Annotated in this window: 10 protein-coding genes; 5 read left to right on the forward strand and 5 right to left on the reverse strand. The window is 59.7% G+C overall.

Translation table 11 applies throughout. From position 1 onward, the window contains the following. Positions 1 to 175: 175 nt before the first annotated feature. Positions 176 to 1,420: a nitronate monooxygenase gene (locus PHQ58_RS17990; RefSeq protein WP_300113665.1), complete on the reverse strand. Its 1,245-nt coding sequence runs from the start codon at positions 1,418 to 1,420 to the stop codon at positions 176 to 178. A 224-nt stretch (positions 1,421 to 1,644) separates the two neighbouring features. On the opposite strand from PHQ58_RS17990, the gene PHQ58_RS17995 reads away from it, so the two are divergent. Next, the gene (locus tag PHQ58_RS17995; protein WP_300113667.1) at positions 1,645 to 2,553 is read left to right on the forward strand and encodes a CoA transferase; all 909 of its coding nucleotides are present in this window, start codon (positions 1,645 to 1,647) and stop codon (positions 2,551 to 2,553) included. 101 nt (positions 2,554 to 2,654) lie between these two features. Here the strand turns inward: PHQ58_RS17995 and ispF are convergent, their stop codons facing one another. Both ispF and ispD read right to left on the reverse strand, forming a co-directional pair. Beyond that, on the reverse strand, positions 2,655 to 3,134 hold the full coding sequence (gene ispF / locus PHQ58_RS18000; protein WP_300113668.1) for a 2-C-methyl-D-erythritol 2,4-cyclodiphosphate synthase: 480 nt from the start codon (positions 3,132 to 3,134) through the stop codon (positions 2,655 to 2,657). Between the two features lie 21 nt (positions 3,135 to 3,155). Continuing rightward, complete coding sequence (ispD, locus tag PHQ58_RS18005) at positions 3,156 to 3,881, reverse strand: 2-C-methyl-D-erythritol 4-phosphate cytidylyltransferase (RefSeq protein ID WP_300113671.1); 726 nt, start codon at positions 3,879 to 3,881, stop codon at positions 3,156 to 3,158. A gap of 90 nt (positions 3,882 to 3,971) precedes the next feature. On the opposite strand from ispD, the gene mfd reads away from it, so the two are divergent. Together mfd and PHQ58_RS18015 are read left to right on the forward strand one after the other, a co-directional pair. Beyond that, a complete protein-coding gene (gene mfd / locus PHQ58_RS18010; RefSeq protein ID WP_300113674.1) occupies positions 3,972 to 7,520 on the forward strand; it encodes a transcription-repair coupling factor in 3,549 nt (1,182 codons plus the stop codon). Positions 7,521 to 7,580: 60 nt separating this feature from the next. Continuing rightward, positions 7,581 to 8,348: an NRDE family protein gene (locus tag PHQ58_RS18015; RefSeq protein ID WP_300113677.1), complete on the forward strand. Its 768-nt coding sequence runs from the start codon at positions 7,581 to 7,583 to the stop codon at positions 8,346 to 8,348. Here the strand turns inward: PHQ58_RS18015 and cphA (PHQ58_RS18020) are convergent. After that, positions 8,317 to 10,905 carry a cyanophycin synthetase gene (gene cphA / locus PHQ58_RS18020; RefSeq protein ID WP_300113680.1) on the reverse strand — a complete coding sequence of 863 codons (2,589 nt, stop codon included), beginning with the start codon at positions 10,903 to 10,905 and terminating at the stop codon, positions 8,317 to 8,319. The two genes, PHQ58_RS18015 and cphA (PHQ58_RS18020), sit on opposite strands and share 32 nt — an antisense overlap. A 3-nt stretch (positions 10,906 to 10,908) precedes the next feature. Further along, positions 10,909 to 13,077: a cyanophycin synthetase gene (cphA, locus tag PHQ58_RS18025; RefSeq protein ID WP_300113683.1), complete on the reverse strand. Its 2,169-nt coding sequence runs from the start codon at positions 13,075 to 13,077 to the stop codon at positions 10,909 to 10,911. Positions 13,078 to 13,258: 181 nt separating this feature from the next. On the opposite strand from cphA (PHQ58_RS18025), the gene PHQ58_RS18030 reads away from it, so the two are divergent. Then, on the forward strand, positions 13,259 to 15,571 hold the full coding sequence (locus tag PHQ58_RS18030) for an ABC transporter ATP-binding protein (RefSeq protein WP_300113686.1): 2,313 nt from the start codon (positions 13,259 to 13,261) through the stop codon (positions 15,569 to 15,571). Next, positions 15,568 to 16,080, forward strand: coding sequence for a DUF1854 domain-containing protein (locus PHQ58_RS18035; protein WP_300113689.1), 513 nt, complete (start codon positions 15,568 to 15,570; stop codon positions 16,078 to 16,080). The genes PHQ58_RS18030 and PHQ58_RS18035 overlap by 4 nt, the downstream gene beginning before the upstream one ends. The last annotated feature ends 6 nt before the right edge of the window (positions 16,081 to 16,086 follow it).

Below are 16,086 nucleotides of genomic sequence, written 5' to 3' on the forward strand. Positions count from 1 at the left end.
TGAGGGAGCAAGGGGTTCCATCAACGCCGTTGACCCAAAGAAAAAGCCGCGTTTCTAGGAAAAACGCGGCTTCTGAATTTCCGCCAGTGCGGGCCTAGACCATCAACACTTTAAGCTACCGGCTAGCGCTGTCGCGACCGGGGCATTTTTGAGGGGTTAACGACGCAGTGTCAGATCAGGCGGGTAACGCAATCTGGTGGTCGACGCTGAACTGGTAATCCTTGAAGATGTGTTCAGCACTGAGCGTCTGGTAGCTGCCATCGGCGTTGCGTCGGGTGGTGTCTTTCAGACGGTAGGTGTAATGGCCACAAGTCCACAGCTTGAAGTTACGCATTTGCGTGCACAGGCAGGTTTTGTCCTGCACCGAGATATTTTTGCCGTCCGGGTGCAGTGCCAGTTCACGGTTGTACGCCGTGATGTAAGCGCAATTGCCATTGCCATCCAGCAAATAACCATAGGACTCGCAATTGGGACGAATACCATCACCAATGGCCGGCGAGCCTTTGAGCATGCGCATCGGGTAGCCGGTCGGCGAGATGGTGTTGACGACAATGTCGGCTTCGCTGGCGGTGAAATAGTCTTGCTTGACGTTGGTGGGCAAACCACACTCGTTGGCCACGGTAAAGCGTGTGGCCACCTGCACAGCGGCTGAGCCGGATTCGAGAAACGACACCGCGTCACTACCAGTAAAAATGCCGCCTGCAGCAATCACCGGAATATCCAGCTGCTCATCCTTCACATATTTAATGACTTCAGCAATGATGGTTGCCAGGTCGTACTGCTCCCAATCCAGGCCAAAACCCAGGTGACCGCCGGCCAGCGGGCCTTCTACGATCACGTAATCGGGCTTGCGGTCAAGGCGCGCGTTTTTGCGCAAAAACAGTTGCAACGCACGCACGCTGGAGACGATGATGCCCAGCTTGGCATCGCGAAAACGCGGGTGGTCGGAAATCAGGCCAAAGGAGCCCAAATGCAAGCCAGCGCTTAAAGTGATGCCATCAATACCAGCATCAAGCGCTGAGGCCATGCGCACCTGCAAGGTTTCGCGCGGTCCGTTCATGGTCAACTTTTCCATGCAGTTGACAAAAATCAGGCCATCGCCCTTTTTGGCCTCCATGGTGGAGCCCACATGGCGGCGCGTGGCTTCTGCCAGCACATCCAGGTCAAACTTGACCCCCGATTTGTCTGAATTGTTGATGTTGGCTTTGTACAGCTTGGTCTTGTCTTTGACAAAACTGGTGTCAAAACGACGGTCAGACACATCGTTGACCATGGCATCCGAGATGTGCCCAATGCCACCCAAACGGGCAGTTTCAAGGGCGAGCTCGGCGGATGAAATATCTACGCCCATGCCACCCACAATGATCGGCACAATCTCTTTTTTACCGAACTTCAGGCGAAAATCGTCCACACGTTTCATGAAAATCCTTGAGGCATTTGACTTCTATGCCGGATGCCGGGGCCCCGACCACCGCTGCGCGGAGAAGCCAGAAAATCACAAGACAAAATAATCTTGTTAGGGCGTGATTCTACCCGTGCACCCCTGTGGATTCAGGTGTTGCCAAATACCCATAATGGCCATTCAGCTTCATCAAAGTGTCACCTTTGGGCCAATATTCACACAACATTCAGCCGGTACGCACCATGCCACCTTTCACCCGCAAACCTTCGCAAGCGCTCAAGGGCGTTCGCATTTTGAGCCTGAGCTTGAACCTGCCCGGCCCGGCGGCCCTGCAGCGCCTGCGCCACATGGGGGCGACTTGCCTCAAGTTCGAACCACCAGCACCGCCCGGCGCGCCAGACAACATCACCGGCGACCCCATGAGCGCCTACAGCCGCACTGCCTTTGACGCCTTGCACCAGGGCATTCGCACCAGAGCGGTCGATTTGAAAACCGCTGCGGGTCAGAAAATACTTCAGCGTGAATTGGCAAAAACGGATGTCTTGCTGACCTCGTTTCGCCCCAGTGCGCTGGTCAAACTGGGGCTGGATTGGCAAGCGCTGCAAACCCGGCACCCGCGTTTGAGCCTTGTCGCTATTGTTGGCGCACCGGGCGCGCGTGCCAATGAACCCGGCCATGACCTGACTTATCTGGCTGAAAACGACCTGGTGACCGGCCTGGATTTGCCAGCCACCCTGTACGCCGACATGGGCGGCGCCTTGATGGCTTCCGAGGCGGTGCTGCAAGCCGTGCTGCTGCAGCGGCAAACCGAGCAGGGCGCGTATTTTGAAGTGGCGCTCTCAAAGGCAGCGGCCCACCTGGCACTGCCACGCAGTTGGGGGCTGACGCTGCCCGGCACCATGATTGGCGGCGGCCATGCCGGCTACTGCGTCTACAAGTGCCAGGATGGTCGCGTGGCGCTGGCGGCACTGGAGCCGCACTTTGCCAAGGCCTTGTGCGCTGTTGCGGGCATTGACTGGACCACGCCGGCCACCATGATGGCGGCAACAACCCATGTGGCGATCGCCGCGTTTGTTGCCACGCAGACCCGAAAAGCGCTGGACAAGCTTTCAGATCAACACGACATTCCATTGCACACGCTACCAACCTAATAGCTGCTTACGCTTATCCCAAAAGGTCTAGAGCCTGATTTTCTATATATTTACGCAGCATGCAGCCTGTGCATTCAAGGCTATATCAGGGCAACCACCACTTAATTGGCAAACAGTAGCACCACAGCACGGGCCTCCATTGCCTGCCCTAGTCCGACCGGGCCCATTTTTTCTGCGGTTTTGGCTTTCACGTTGACCTGGTCGGGCTCAAGGCCCAGCGTCTGCGCCACTTTGGCGCGAATGGCGGGCATGTGCGGCATCAGCTTGGGGGCTTGGGCGATGATGGTGCTGTCCACATTTCCAATCTCATAGCCTTTGTCGCGCACCCGACGAGCCGCCTCGGCCAGCAAGATGCTTGAATCTGCACCCTTGAATTGCGCATCGGTGTCCGGAAAATGCGTGCCAATGTCGCCCAACGCCGCAGCGCCCAGCAGCGCATCGGTGATGGCGTGCAACAACACATCCGCATCTGAATGGCCCAGAAGCCCAAGGTGGTAAGGAACCTCCACCCCACCCAGGATGAGCTTGCGCCCTGCCACCAGCGCGTGAATGTCCCAACCTTCACCAATTCTGAAATTCATGTGTTGACCTTTGTGACGGGTTCAGGTTTGACGACTTTGCAGAACCGCTTGCGCTAGGCAGAAGTCCTCCGGGTAAGTTACCTTGAAGTTTTGCGCACTGCCTGTGACCAGTTTTGGCGCCAAGCCCATCGCCTCAATCGCGCTGGATTCATCGGTGACGGCATCGCCCGCCAGTTCCAGTGCTTCGAGCAGGCTGCCAATGCGAAACATCTGCGGGGTTTGCGCCAGCCACTTGTCAAAGCGCGGCAAAGTGGCAGCCACCCGGCCAGCGTGTGCGGTTTTCAGCGTGTCGGGCAAGGGCAAGGCCAGCAGGCCACCGACTTCATCACCCAGACAGGCGTTGAGCAATTGGTTGATCAGCTCGGGGGTGACCAGGCAGCGCGCCGCGTCATGCACCAACACCCAGTCATGCGCCACAGCGCCTTCATTCAGCAGCGCATTTAAACCATTAAATACGCTTGTAGCCCTTGTAGAACCTCCGCAAGTAGCTATTAAAAACGATGCATTTTCAGCTTCTGGTGTTTGAAAGAAGTCATCGTCTGGGGACACCACAACCAGGGTTTCAGCAATGCGTGCCACATCGGCAAAGGCCGCTAGCGTGTGCATCACCATGGGCTTGCCCGCTAGCACCTGGTATTGCTTGGGGCCCGCAGCCCCAGCGCGAGACCCTGTGCCTGCGCAAGGAATGAGGGCCCAGCAACGGGGCGCGGCGCTGGGCGTGAGGGTAATGTCGTTGAGTTCGGTCATGGTGTGGCGTGCATTCTAGAATCCAGTCCATGACACCCTGGCATCCCCTGCGCAGGGTTTTGGCGTTTTAGCCTTTTCAAAACCAGTTCCATGGAATTACCCAAACTCACCCCAGGCAAACGCTACACCCTGCCCCGCCCCGCAGGTTCTGCCGACGCTTTGCTGCTGGCGCAACTGGCGCTGCGCGACAAGGCGGCAGGCAAGGTCACCGCCATCGTTGCTGCCAGTGCACCTGATGCCCAGCGGCTCATTGACGAGATGGCGTTTTTTGCCCCTAACCTGCGCTGCGTGTTATTCCCCGACTGGGAAACACTGCCATACGACACGTTTTCGCCACACCAGGACTTGATCAGTGAGCGTCTGGCCACGCTGTGGCGCATCAGTCAGCATGACAAGGACACGGGGGCTGACGTGGTCATCGTGCCAGCCACCACCGCGCTGTACCGGCTGGCGCCGCCGAGTTTTCTGGCTGGCACCACCTTTCACTTCAAGGTCAAGCAGCAACTCAATGAGGCCAAACTCAAGGCGCAATTGACGCTGGCCGGCTACAGCCATGTGACGCAAGTGGTAAGCCCCGGCGAATACGCGGTACGCGGTGGCTTGATTGACCTGTTTCCCATGGGCTCGCTGGTGCCGTTTCGGGTGGATCTGTTTGATGACGAGATTGACAGCATCCGCACCTTTGACCCCGACAGCCAGCGCAGCCTGTACCCGGTGCCTGAAGTACGGCTGCTGCCCGGGCGCGAATTTCCGATGGACGATGATGCCCGCGCACGTTTTAGGCATCGGTGGCGTGAGTTGCTGGAAGGCGACCCCACCCGTAGCCGTATCTACAAAGACATCGGGGCCGGTGTGGCCACCGCGGGCATTGAGTACTACTTGCCGCTATTTTTTGACGACACCGCCACCGTGTTTGATTATTTGGGCGATGCCGCCACCGTGGTGCTGCACGGCGATCTGGAACCCGCCTTTGCCCACTTTTGGCAAGACACCCGCGAGCGTTATCGGCTGGTGCAAGGCGATCCGGAACGCCCGGTACTGCCGCCCGACGCACTATTTTTAAGCGCCGAGCAGTTTTATGCGCGGGTCAACCAGCATGCACAATTGGCCATGCGCGTGCCAGTTGCCAAGGCAGCATCACCCTCACCGGACAACTCTTCGCAGTTGCCCGCCAGCGACTCGGCCGAGCAGCCCAGCGCCTATGCCGAATTCGACACCCTGCCCCCGCTCACAGTGGTGCGCGGTGCAGACGATCCACTGGCCAACCTGAAGCATCACATCCGCAATACCCAACAGCGGGTATTGGTGCTGGCCGAGAGTGATGGCCGGCGTGCCAGTTTGCTGGACTTTTTACACAGCAGCCAGTTTGACCCGCCAAGCTTTGATTCCCTGGCCGAGTTCGAGGCCAGCAAGGAACCTATCGGCATTGCCACGTCCAGCTTGGCCATAGGCTTCAGCTGGCTGGAAGCAGGCATCGACTTTGTGACAGAGACCGAGCTGTTTGCCGCCAGCCACACCACCCGCAGGCGCAAAAAACAGGAGCAGGTGAGCGATGTAGAAGCGCTAATCAAGGATTTAAGCGAACTCAAGGTCGGTGACCCAGTGGTACACAACGCCCACGGCATTGGCCGCTACCGGGGCTTGATCAACCTGGACCTGGGCAACAAGCTGCCCAATGGCGAGCCCGAGATTCAGGAGTTTTTGCACCTGGAATATGCAGACAAGGCCACGCTTTATGTGCCGGTAAGCCAGTTGCAGCTGATCAGCCGCTACACCGGCGTGAGCCCGGACGAAGCGCCCTTGCACAAACTCGGCAGTGGCCAGTGGGAGAAGGCCAAACGCAAAGCCGCCGAACAGGTGCGTGACAGTGCGGCCGAGTTGCTGAACATTTATGCCCGTCGCGCTGCCCGCGAGGGCCACGCCTTCAGATACAGCCCCACTGACTACGAGGCCTTTGCCAACGAATTTGGCTTTGAAGAGACCGCTGACCAGAAGGCTGCCATTCATGCCGTCATTCAGGACATGATCAGCCCGCGCCCAATGGACAGGCTGGTTTGCGGCGACGTGGGTTTTGGCAAGACCGAAGTCGCCTTGCGCGCGGCCTTTGTGGCCATCACCGGCGGCAAACAAGTGGCGTTTCTGGCCCCGACCACGCTGCTGGCCGAACAGCATTACCAGACGCTGGTCGACCGTTTTGCCAAATGGCCGGTGAAAGTGGCCGAAATGAGCCGCTTCAGATCCGGCAAAGAGATCACCGCAGCTTTGAAAGGTGTGGCCGACGGCACCATTGACATCGTGGTCGGCACGCACAAGCTGCTCAGCCAAAACACCCACTTCAAAAACCTGGGCCTGTTGATCATTGACGAAGAGCACCGCTTTGGCGTGCGCCACAAAGAGCAAATGAAAGCCTTGCGCGCCGAGGTGGACGTGTTGACCCTCACCGCGACACCGATCCCGCGCACCCTGGGCATGGCGCTGGAAGGCCTGCGCGATTTGAGCGTGATCGCCACCGCACCGCAACGCCGCCTGGCCATCAAAACCTTTGTGCGCACCGAGGGCAACGGCGTGATCCGCGAAGCTGTGCTGCGCGAACTCAAACGCGGCGGGCAGGTGTACTTTTTGCACAACGAGGTGGAAACCATTGAAAACCGCCGTGCCAAGCTGGAAGAACTGCTGCCCGAAGCGCGCATTGCCGTAGCCCACGGCCAGATGCCGGAGCGCCAGTTGGAAAGCGTGATGCGCGACTTTGTGGCGCAGCGCACCAACCTGCTGCTGTGCTCCACCATCATTGAAACCGGCATTGACGTGCCCAGCGCCAACACCATCGTGATGAGCCGCGCCGACAAATTTGGCTTGGCGCAGCTGCACCAGTTGCGCGGCCGGGTTGGCCGCAGCCACCATCAGGCCTACGCTTATCTGATGGTGCCCGACCTGGAAGGCCTGACCAAACATGCGCAGCAACGCCTGGATGCGATTCAGGCCATGGAAGAACTCGGCAGCGGTTTTTACTTGGCCATGCACGACCTGGAGATTCGCGGCGCCGGTGAGGTGCTGGGCGAAAACCAAAGCGGCAACATGCTTGAAGTCGGCTTTCAGCTTTATAACGAGATGCTGAGCGAAGCGGTGCGCTGCCTGAAAGCCGGCATTGAGCCCGACTTGCTGAACCCGATGAACGTGGCAACCGACATCAACCTGCACGCCCCGGCGCTCTTGCCCGACGATTTTTGTGGAGACGTGCACTTGCGCCTGTCGTTCTACAAAAAGCTGGCCACAGCAAAAACAGGTGAGCAGATTGACCGCTTGATGGAAGAAATCATTGACCGTTTTGGCAAACTGCCCGCGCAGGCGCAAACGCTGATCGACGTGCACCGGCTGCGGGTGCTGAGCCAACCCTACGGTGTGCTCAAGGTCGATGCCGCGCCCGGTGCCATCACCATCACGTTCAGGAAAGACCCGCCGATCGACGCTATGAAGGTCATCGCGCTGATCCAGAAAAACAAACACATCAAACTGGTGGGCAACGAAAAGCTGCGCATTGAACGCGCGCTGCCAGATGCAGCCGACCGGGCCAAGATGGTGCGTGACGTGCTGAAGAATCTGGGGCAGCCTGTGGTCGCCACGGCCGTGGCAGTTGCCTAGCCAAATGCGTCTCATGAACCCACTGGGCATAACGCCATCGCGGGCATCAGGGCCTTATTCATGTGCCTGATCGCCTGGAACTGGCAACCGAGCAGCCAGACACCGCTGCTGTTGGTTGCCAACCGCGACGAGTTTTATGCGCGCCCGACGTCGCCGTTGGCCTGGTGGCAGGATGCCAACATCCTGGCTGGGCGTGACTTACAGGCCGGTGGCACCTGGCTGGGCGTGAGCCGCAGTGGGCGCCTGGCCGCGCTGACCAACCACCGCGATCCCGCCAATGTGCGCGCCAACGCCCCCTCGCGCGGCGAACTCGTCAGTGCTTTTTTGCAGGCGAATAGCTCTGCAGGGGACTATCTGAGCGCGCTGGCCCGGCGCGCCGCCGACTACAACCCGTTCAACTTGCTGGTGTTTGATGGCAAAAGCCTGATGGGGCTGGAGAGCCGACACGCCAAGGTAGTGACCCTGCAGCCCGGCATTGGCGCAGTATCCAACGCAGACTTTCTGACTCCATGGCCCAAACTGGTCACGCTGAAAGACAGTCTGCAGTTGCTGCTGGCGCAAACGCACCCCAGCGATGCCGAGTTGCTTGAGTTGTTGCACAACCGCGGCATGGTTGCCGATGCCGACTTGCCAGCCACCGGCATCCCGTTGGTGCTTGAGCGCGTGCTCTCAAGCGCCTTCATTGCCACGCCGGATTACGGCACTCGGGCTTGCAGCGTGGTGCGGTTTGAAGCCCATAGCGTCCAGTTTCTGGAGCAAAGCTTTGGGACACAAGGCCCCATTGGCACGCGCGAATTCACGTTGGCAAGGAGTGACTGGCCAACTTGATTTTTGAACGGATGTGCGCCAGTGCCTCTTCTACCTGATCCACCAGAATCAGGCACAAATCCCCGGCTTGCAACTGGTCCATGGCGGTATCTATGGCCAAAAACTCGCCGGTGATTTCCGAAACTTTTTGGGTCCGCGTAGCGCCAATCAAACCCTCCCGTAGCAGTGCGATCACCTCACCATCGGCACGACCACGCTGACACTGGTCCTGGTACAGCACCACGTCATCAAAGGCCTGGCCCAGAATTTGGGTTTGTTGGCGAATGTCTTCATCACGCCGGTCGCCGGCACCGCTGATGACCACCGTGCGCCGATTTGCCGGCATGTTGTTGACAGCCTGCACCAAGGCGGACATGGCGTCGGGGTTATGGCCGTAGTCGGCAATCACCGTGGCACCACGGTAGGTCAACAGGTTAAAGCGACCCAGGGCGTTGTCGCTGTCACCTGCAAAACTAGCCAGACCCTGGCGCACCACGTCCCAGTCCAGGCCCAAGCCCCACACGGCTGCCATGGCGGCCATGACGTTTTCCACCTGAAACCCAATAGCGCCGTCCAAAGTGACGGGCACCTGAGATAGTGCGATGCGGGTGACCTGCGCACCCTGTGCCGCTATCAAGCAGCCGTCTTGCACATACACCGCGCGCAAGCCCAGCGCAAGATGGGCGGCCATCACCGGATGGTGACGGTCCAGCGCGAAAAAAGTCACGGTGCCAGTGCAGTGCCTAGCCATCTTCGCCACCGCCGGGTCTGCCGCGTTAAGCACAGCGACACCGTTGACGGCGATGTTCTGCACGATCACTCGCTTCAGCACCACCAGGTCTTCCAAGGTGGTGATGAAGTTCAAGCCCAGATGGTCACCAGTGCCCACATTGGTCACCACTGCCACATCACAGCGGTCAAAGGCCAGGCCCTCACGCAACATGCCGCCACGGGCCGTTTCCAGCACAGCAGCGTCCACATCGGGGTGTTGCAATACGTTGCGGGCACTTTTGGGGCCACTGCAGTCGCCCGTGTCAATGCGCTGACCGGCAATGTACACACCGTCTGTGTTGGTCATGCCCACGCGCAGACCGCTTTGCGTCAACAAATGGGAAATCAGGCGCACGGTGGTGGTTTTGCCATTGGTGCCGGTGACAGCCACCAGGGGAATTCGGCCGTTGCCGTGCTCGCCAAACATGTGCGCGATGATGGCCTCACCGACCGGGCGCCCCTTGCCAAACGATGGCGAAATATGCATGCGCAAGCCAGGCGCGGCGTTGACCTCGACCACACCGCCCCCTTTTTCTTCCAGCGAGTGGTGAATGCTGTCAGTGACCACATCCACGCCACAAATGTCCAGCCCCACCATTTTGGCGGCCTCGACCGCGCGGGCGGCAACTTCCGGGTGCACATCGTCGGTGACATCGGTTGCCGTGCCGCCAGTTGACAAATTGGCGTTGCGACGCAGCGTGATGCGCTGGCCCAATGCCGGGATTGAATCGGCCTGCAGGCTCTGGTCTGCCAAGCAAGCCAGGGCAATGTCATCAAAACGGATTTTTGTCAGCGAGGTGGCATGGCCCGATCCGCGCCGCGGATCACTGTTAACGGTATTCACCAGCGCCTGGATGCTGTGCACACCATCACCCACCACATGGGGCGCTTCGCGTTGGGCGGCAGCCACCAACTTGTTGCCGACCACCAACAGCCGGAAATCATGGCCGGGCAAAAACCGCTCCACCAACACATGTGTTCTGAACTCGGTGGCGGCCTGGTAGGCGGCCAGCAGTTGTTCACGATTGGTGATGTTGACCGTGACGCCCTTGCCCTGGTTGCCGTCCCGAGGTTTCACCACCACCGGCATGCCGATTTCCTGCGCGGCGGCCCAGGCGTCTTCTGCACTGCTGACCTCGCGGCCTTGCGGCACCGGCACACCAGCAGCCGTCAGCAACTTTTTGGTGAGTTGTTTGTCCTGCGCAATGCCCTCCGCAATGGCGCTGGTGGCGTCGATCTCGGCGGCCTGAATGCGGCGCTGCCGACTGCCCCAACCGAAGGCCACCATGCTGCCCTCGGTCATGCGGCGATACGGAATGTGGCGCGCCACGGCCGCATCCACAATGGCACCCGTGCTTGGGCCCAGGCGCACGTCTTCATCCAGATCCTGCAACTGGGTCAGCGCCAGTGGCAAATCAAACGGGCTGTCGTCCAGCGCGGCTTGGCACAGCGCTTGTGCCAACTCAAGCGCCAAGCGGCCTACCGACTCCTGGGTATATTCCACAATGACCTGAAAAACGCCTTTTTCAAGCGTGGGTGTGGTGCGCCTGAAGGTCACCGGGCAACCTGCCTGAGCCTGCAGCCCCAGTGCGGCCAGTCCAAGCACATGCGCCAGGCTCACGGGAGCGTCCTGCCCATTTGATCGCAGCGAGCCAATGGCTGGAAAGCGCTCGCGCAGGCGGGCCTCAAAGCCTGGCAAATCGGCAATGCTGCATCTGTTAGGCGAGCAGGCCACCACTACCTCAATTGCCGTGTGCTGTGTCCAGAGGTTGGGGCCACGCAGGGCCCGGATGCGGGAAAGCTTCATAACTCAACGATTCTCTTGTGAGGTCTGGTCAAAGGTGCGCAGGCCCGCACCGATAACTTCGGGGGACATGCCAAGCGCCCAGGCCGCGCCGACAGCGGCAAGCACCCAATCTGCGGGGTGGGTTGCGTCTTGCCTGATGGAATCAAACGAGATGCGGCCCACGGTCTCCTGACCTTTTGCCAGCACGATGTGCGCGTCCTGAACGTACACAACGCATTCGCCACTAGAACGGTGCACAGCCATTGCATTTAGTTCAGGGCTTAGGCCGTAAAAAATAACCTGACCATCACACAAAGCTGCCAATTCAACCACTTGGGCGTCTGCCGCATTGAGCACCGCCGTACCAACGGGCAGCACCACGTCCACCTGTGTGCGCACCACGTTGTAGAGCTTGTCCAGGCTGTCAATGTAGTGGTCTGCCAGTGGCTCAAAGCCACTGACATCGGTCACCACACCAACGGTGCACTTGTCGTAGGGCAAACCGTCAGTCAGGATGGCACGGGGGCTATGCTCGAACACCGCCACCTCCAATGAGCGATTCATGAGCAAGTTTTGGCTGGCATCCCAACCCGAGCTGTCTCTGCCGTCCACGCAACGCGCGCCCAGGTAAAAGCCGTCCCGACAGGCCAGCCCCACGTATTGACCTTGAATGTGCAGCATCCAGGTGATCAAACGGGCAATCGACGTGGTCCGGTCCTGCCCGGTGACACCAACGAGCTTGATGCGGCCATTCTGATCAGGGTCAAACAGGTGCGCCAAAATGGCGGTGCCCACCGGGCGTGGCTGGCCGCTGGCGGGTTTCAGGTGGGCCAGCAAACCGGGGCTTGCGTTAACCTCGATCACCGCCCCACGTTGGCCATCCATCGCTTTAGAGGCATCTTCGAGCACCATGTCCACGCCAGCAATGTCCAGCCCAACCACCCGTGCAGCCAGCGTGGCGGCGGCGGCAACGCTTGGGTGGATGTCATCGGTGACATCAAAGGCGACATTGCCATTGCGCTGGATCAATACTTTTTCACCGGCGCCAGGCACCGAATAAGCAGTGAAACCCTGGCGCTCCAGCTCCAGAATGATCTCGGCGCCCTCATGCGGCGCCAGGGCGTTCAGCGGTGCATCTTCAGATCTGCCGCGCCGTGGGTCGGTGTTTATCTGGCGGTCGACCAATTCGATGATATTGGCTGCGCCATCACCTGTGACCCAAGCCGTTTCACCGCGTGCTGCTGCCACCACCCGCTGGCCCACCACCAGTAAGCGGTGCTCGTTGCCAGCAATGTATTTCTCAACAATGACCGCCCCACCACCCTTGCGCTTGGCCAGCACAAAAGCGGCTGCCACATCTTTCTGGCAGCTCAGGTCCAGCGACACGCCGCGCCCGTGGTTGCCATCATGCGGCTTGATCACCACTGGCAAACCAATGTGTTGTGCGGCTTCCCAAGCTTCTTCCAGACTGTTGACCATTTGCCCCTCGGGCACTGGCACACCGCTGGACTGCAACAGCGATTTGGTCAAATCCTTGTCGCTGGCGATTTCTTCGGCGATGGCCGAGGTGTGGTCAGTCTCGGCGGTCCAGATGCGGCGCTGCCGGGCGCCATGGCCCAGTTGCACCAGATTGCCATCAGTGAGGCGCAGATGCGGGATGCCGCGTTCGGTGGCGGCCTCCACAATGTGCGCTGTGCTCGGGCCCAGGCAGTGCGCATCCACTAGCTCACGCAAATGGGCGACGGCGCCAGCCAGATCAAAAGCGGTGTTGTGAATGGCAGAATGGACCAGCTCAAGTCCGTGCACCAGTGCCGCACGGCCCACCTGCTCTTGCCGGGTTCGAAACGCCATTTTGTAGACACCGCGCACCGAGGTTTGCCGCGTCTTGCCAAAACCGGTGCGCATGCCGCCCAGGTTTTGCAGCTCAAGCACCACATGCTCCAGAATGTGACCGGCCCAAGTGCCCTCTCGCAGGCGCTCCAAAAACCCCCCAGGTTGCCCGACACCACATCGGTGCACCGCCAGACCGGGCAGCATGGCGGTCAGGCGCTCATAAAATCCGGGAAGCAGGTTGGACGGATAGTCTTCCAGGTCGCCAATGTCAACCCAGGCCTCAATGACTGGACGATACGTCCAGATGTTGGGCCCGCGCAGGTGGGCAACACGCAGCAATTGGATAGTCTTCGTTGTCATGAATTTGTATTGGTAATCAAGTCAGCACTGGGTGTGAATTCTCAGTTCATTTAGACACAAACCACCCCTTCAATGTCTGGAACATGACAAATATTTGTCAGCAGCCTCCTGTGCCGTAATATCCTCAAACTTTTGGCTGCCTTCATGCCAAACCGCAAAACCGCCAAAACGCCTGGCCCGTATGACTCAAGACACCCGCATTCAAGACCCGCTAGCTCCAGTCGCGTCATTTCAAGACACACCCTTGCAGGACATACCGGCGGCCTTGCGCGCGCAGGCTTTGCAGCAGCTCAAGGCAGATGAAACCGTGCTGGCAGCGCTGGTGTTTGATCTGGACACCCAATTGCACTTCATTCAGGGTTTGCTGCTGGTCACCAACCAGCGCCTGTCCAGTCGCGCGCCTGATGGCAGCTGGCAGCACTGGCCTTACCAGGCCGGCTTGGCACTCAAGCTGCATGACCACGCCGGCGTCGGGCAGCTGGAACTGATTAACAGCCAGGCAAGGCTCGCCAACTGGCGCTTCACCCTGGCGCACAACCTGCACGCCATTCGGTTGGTCGACCAGTTTCAGATTTACCAGACCAGCCACGCCACGGGCGAGCCCGCGCTACTCCCCGAGGGCAACCGTTGCCCCACTTGCAAAGCCCCGCTGGAACCCGACCAGGACGAGTGCCCGATTTGCACCAAGGTCATCCACACCCCGCCTTCAACCTGGACACTGTTCAGGCTCTGGCGCTTTGCCAAACCCTACCGCATGCAACTGTTGGCCGGTTTTGTGCTGACCCTGCTGGGCACCGCCGCCAGCCTGGTGCCGCCCTACCTGGCCATGCCGCTGATGGACGAGGTGCTGATTCCGTTCCAGAACGGCCAGCATATCGACCCCATGCTGGTCGCCACCTATCTGGCCGGGCTATTTGGTGCGGCGCTGCTGGCCTGGGGCCTGTCCTGGGCCAAGACCTACATCCTGGCGCTGGTGTCCGAGCGCATTGGTGCCGACCTGCGCACCACCACTTACGACCACTTGCTGCGCATGTCGCTGGAATACTTTGGCGGTAAGCGCACCGGTGACCTGATGTCGCGCATTGGCAGCGAGAGCGATCGCATCTGCGTCTTTTTGTCGCTGCACCTGCTGGACTTTGCCTCTGACGTGCTGATGCTGGTCATGACCGCTGTGATTCTGGTGTCGATCAACCCGATGCTCGCGCTGGTCACCTTGGTGCCGCTGCCCTTCATCGTGTGGATGATTCGCTCGGTGCGGTTCAAGCTGCAAACCGGGTTTGAAAAAATTGACCGCGTCTGGTCGGCGGTGACCAGCGTGCTGGCCGACACCATTCCGGGCGTGCGTGTGGTGAAAGCCTTTGCCCAGGAAGACCGCGAATCCGCTCGCTTTCGTGAGGCCAACAAACACAACCTGGCCGTCAACGACAAAATCAACAAAATCTGGTCGGTGTTTGCGCCCAGCATCTCGCTGATGACCGAGCTGGGGCTGCTGGTGGTGTGGGGCTTTGGCATCTGGCTGGTGTCCAAATCCGAGATCACCGTGGGGGTGCTGATGGCCTTCATCGCCTACATCAGCCGGTTTTACGGGCGGCTCGACTCGATGAGCCGCATTGTGTCGGTGACGGAAAAATCAGCCTCAGCCGCCAAACGCATTTTTGACATTCTGGACCACGTCTCCAGCGTGCCGGAGCCTACCCAACCGGTCAAACTCGACAGCGTCAAGGGCCGCATTGAGCTGCGGGATGTGGGCTTTCGCTACGGCAACCGCGAGGTCAACAAGGGCATCAACCTGACCATTGAACCCGGCGAAATGATCGGCTTGGTGGGCCACAGTGGCTCCGGCAAGAGCACCTTGGTGAATCTGATTTGCCGCTTTTACGATGTGTCCGAAGGATCCATCCGTATTGACGGGGTTGACGTGCGCTCGCTGCCCGTGGCGGATTACCGACGCCACATCGGCCTGGTGCTGCAAGAGCCGTTTTTGTTTTTTGGCACGATTGCCGAGAACATTGCCTACGGCAAACCACACGCCACGCACGCCGAGATCATTGCCGCAGCGCGCGCCGCCCACGCCCACGAATTCATCTTGCGCCTGCCGCAAGGCTACGACTCGATGGTGGGCGAGCGCGGCCAAGGCCTGTCTGGCGGGGAGCGGCAACGCATCTCGATTGCGCGCGCCCTGCTGATTGACCCGCGCATCCTGATCCTGGACGAAGCCACCTCCTCGGTCGACTCCGAAACCGAGAAAGAAATCCAGAACGCGCTGGAGAACCTGGTGCAAGGCCGCACCACCATCGCCATCGCGCACCGGCTGTCTACCCTGCACCGCGCCAACCGCCTGGTGGTGATGGACCGTGGCCGCATCGTGGAAGTGGGCACACATGACACGCTGATGGCGGCCGAAGGCGCCTACTACAACCTCTACCAGGCCCAGGCACGCAATGTGGACACCGATATGGACGATGAAAAAGACCGCCGCCGGGACGACCAATGAACGCAAACTCCGCCATCAACACCCTTGTTAGCACCGCCATGACAGCGACCCCTTTTCAGCTGCAACGCAACCCGTTTGGCCGCCTTGTGCTCACCACGCCGCAAGGTGACGTGATCGAAGATGTGGTGCCCATCCGCGCGTTTCCGATCCAGTCGCCCGACAGCGGCATCTCCCTGATCGACACCCATGGCCATGAAGTGACGTGGGTGGACCAACTGGCCGAGCTGCCCGAGCCCACGCAAAGCCTGATCCGCGAAGAACTGCAAGCGCGTGAGTTCATGCCCAGCATTTTGAGCATCGAGAGCGTCACCAGTTTTTCCACGCCCTGCACCTGGCGCGTCAAGACCGACCGGGGCGACACCTCTTTTGTGCTGCGCGGAGGTGAAGACATTCGCCACGTGGGCCCTACCATTTTGCTGGTGACAGACTCGCATGGCATCCAATTTCTGATTCGTGATGCCAGCACGCTGAGCCGGGAAAGTCGCAAGATTCTGGACCGGTTTTTGTGACACTTG

The organism is Rhodoferax sp., from assembly GCF_028688795.1.
GTDB lineage: Bacteria > Pseudomonadota > Gammaproteobacteria > Burkholderiales > Burkholderiaceae_C > Rhodoferax.

Coding starts and splice junctions, on each gene's coding strand:
- PHQ58_RS17990 (WP_300113665.1), bottom strand. CDS start 1,420: ATGAAACGTGTGGACGATTTTCGCCTGAAGTTCGGTAAAAAAGAGATT.
- PHQ58_RS17995 (WP_300113667.1), top strand. CDS start 1,645: ATGCCACCTTTCACCCGCAAACCTTCGCAAGCGCTCAAGGGCGTTCGC.
- ispF (WP_300113668.1), bottom strand. CDS start 3,134: ATGAATTTCAGAATTGGTGAAGGTTGGGACATTCACGCGCTGGTGGCA.
- ispD (WP_300113671.1), bottom strand. CDS start 3,881: ATGACCGAACTCAACGACATTACCCTCACGCCCAGCGCCGCGCCCCGT.
- mfd (WP_300113674.1), top strand. CDS start 3,972: ATGGAATTACCCAAACTCACCCCAGGCAAACGCTACACCCTGCCCCGC.
- PHQ58_RS18015 (WP_300113677.1), top strand. CDS start 7,581: ATGTGCCTGATCGCCTGGAACTGGCAACCGAGCAGCCAGACACCGCTG.
- cphA (WP_300113680.1), bottom strand. CDS start 10,905: ATGAAGCTTTCCCGCATCCGGGCCCTGCGTGGCCCCAACCTCTGGACA.
- cphA (WP_300113683.1), bottom strand. CDS start 13,077: ATGACAACGAAGACTATCCAATTGCTGCGTGTTGCCCACCTGCGCGGG.
- PHQ58_RS18030 (WP_300113686.1), top strand. CDS start 13,259: ATGACTCAAGACACCCGCATTCAAGACCCGCTAGCTCCAGTCGCGTCA.
- PHQ58_RS18035 (WP_300113689.1), top strand. CDS start 15,568: ATGAACGCAAACTCCGCCATCAACACCCTTGTTAGCACCGCCATGACA.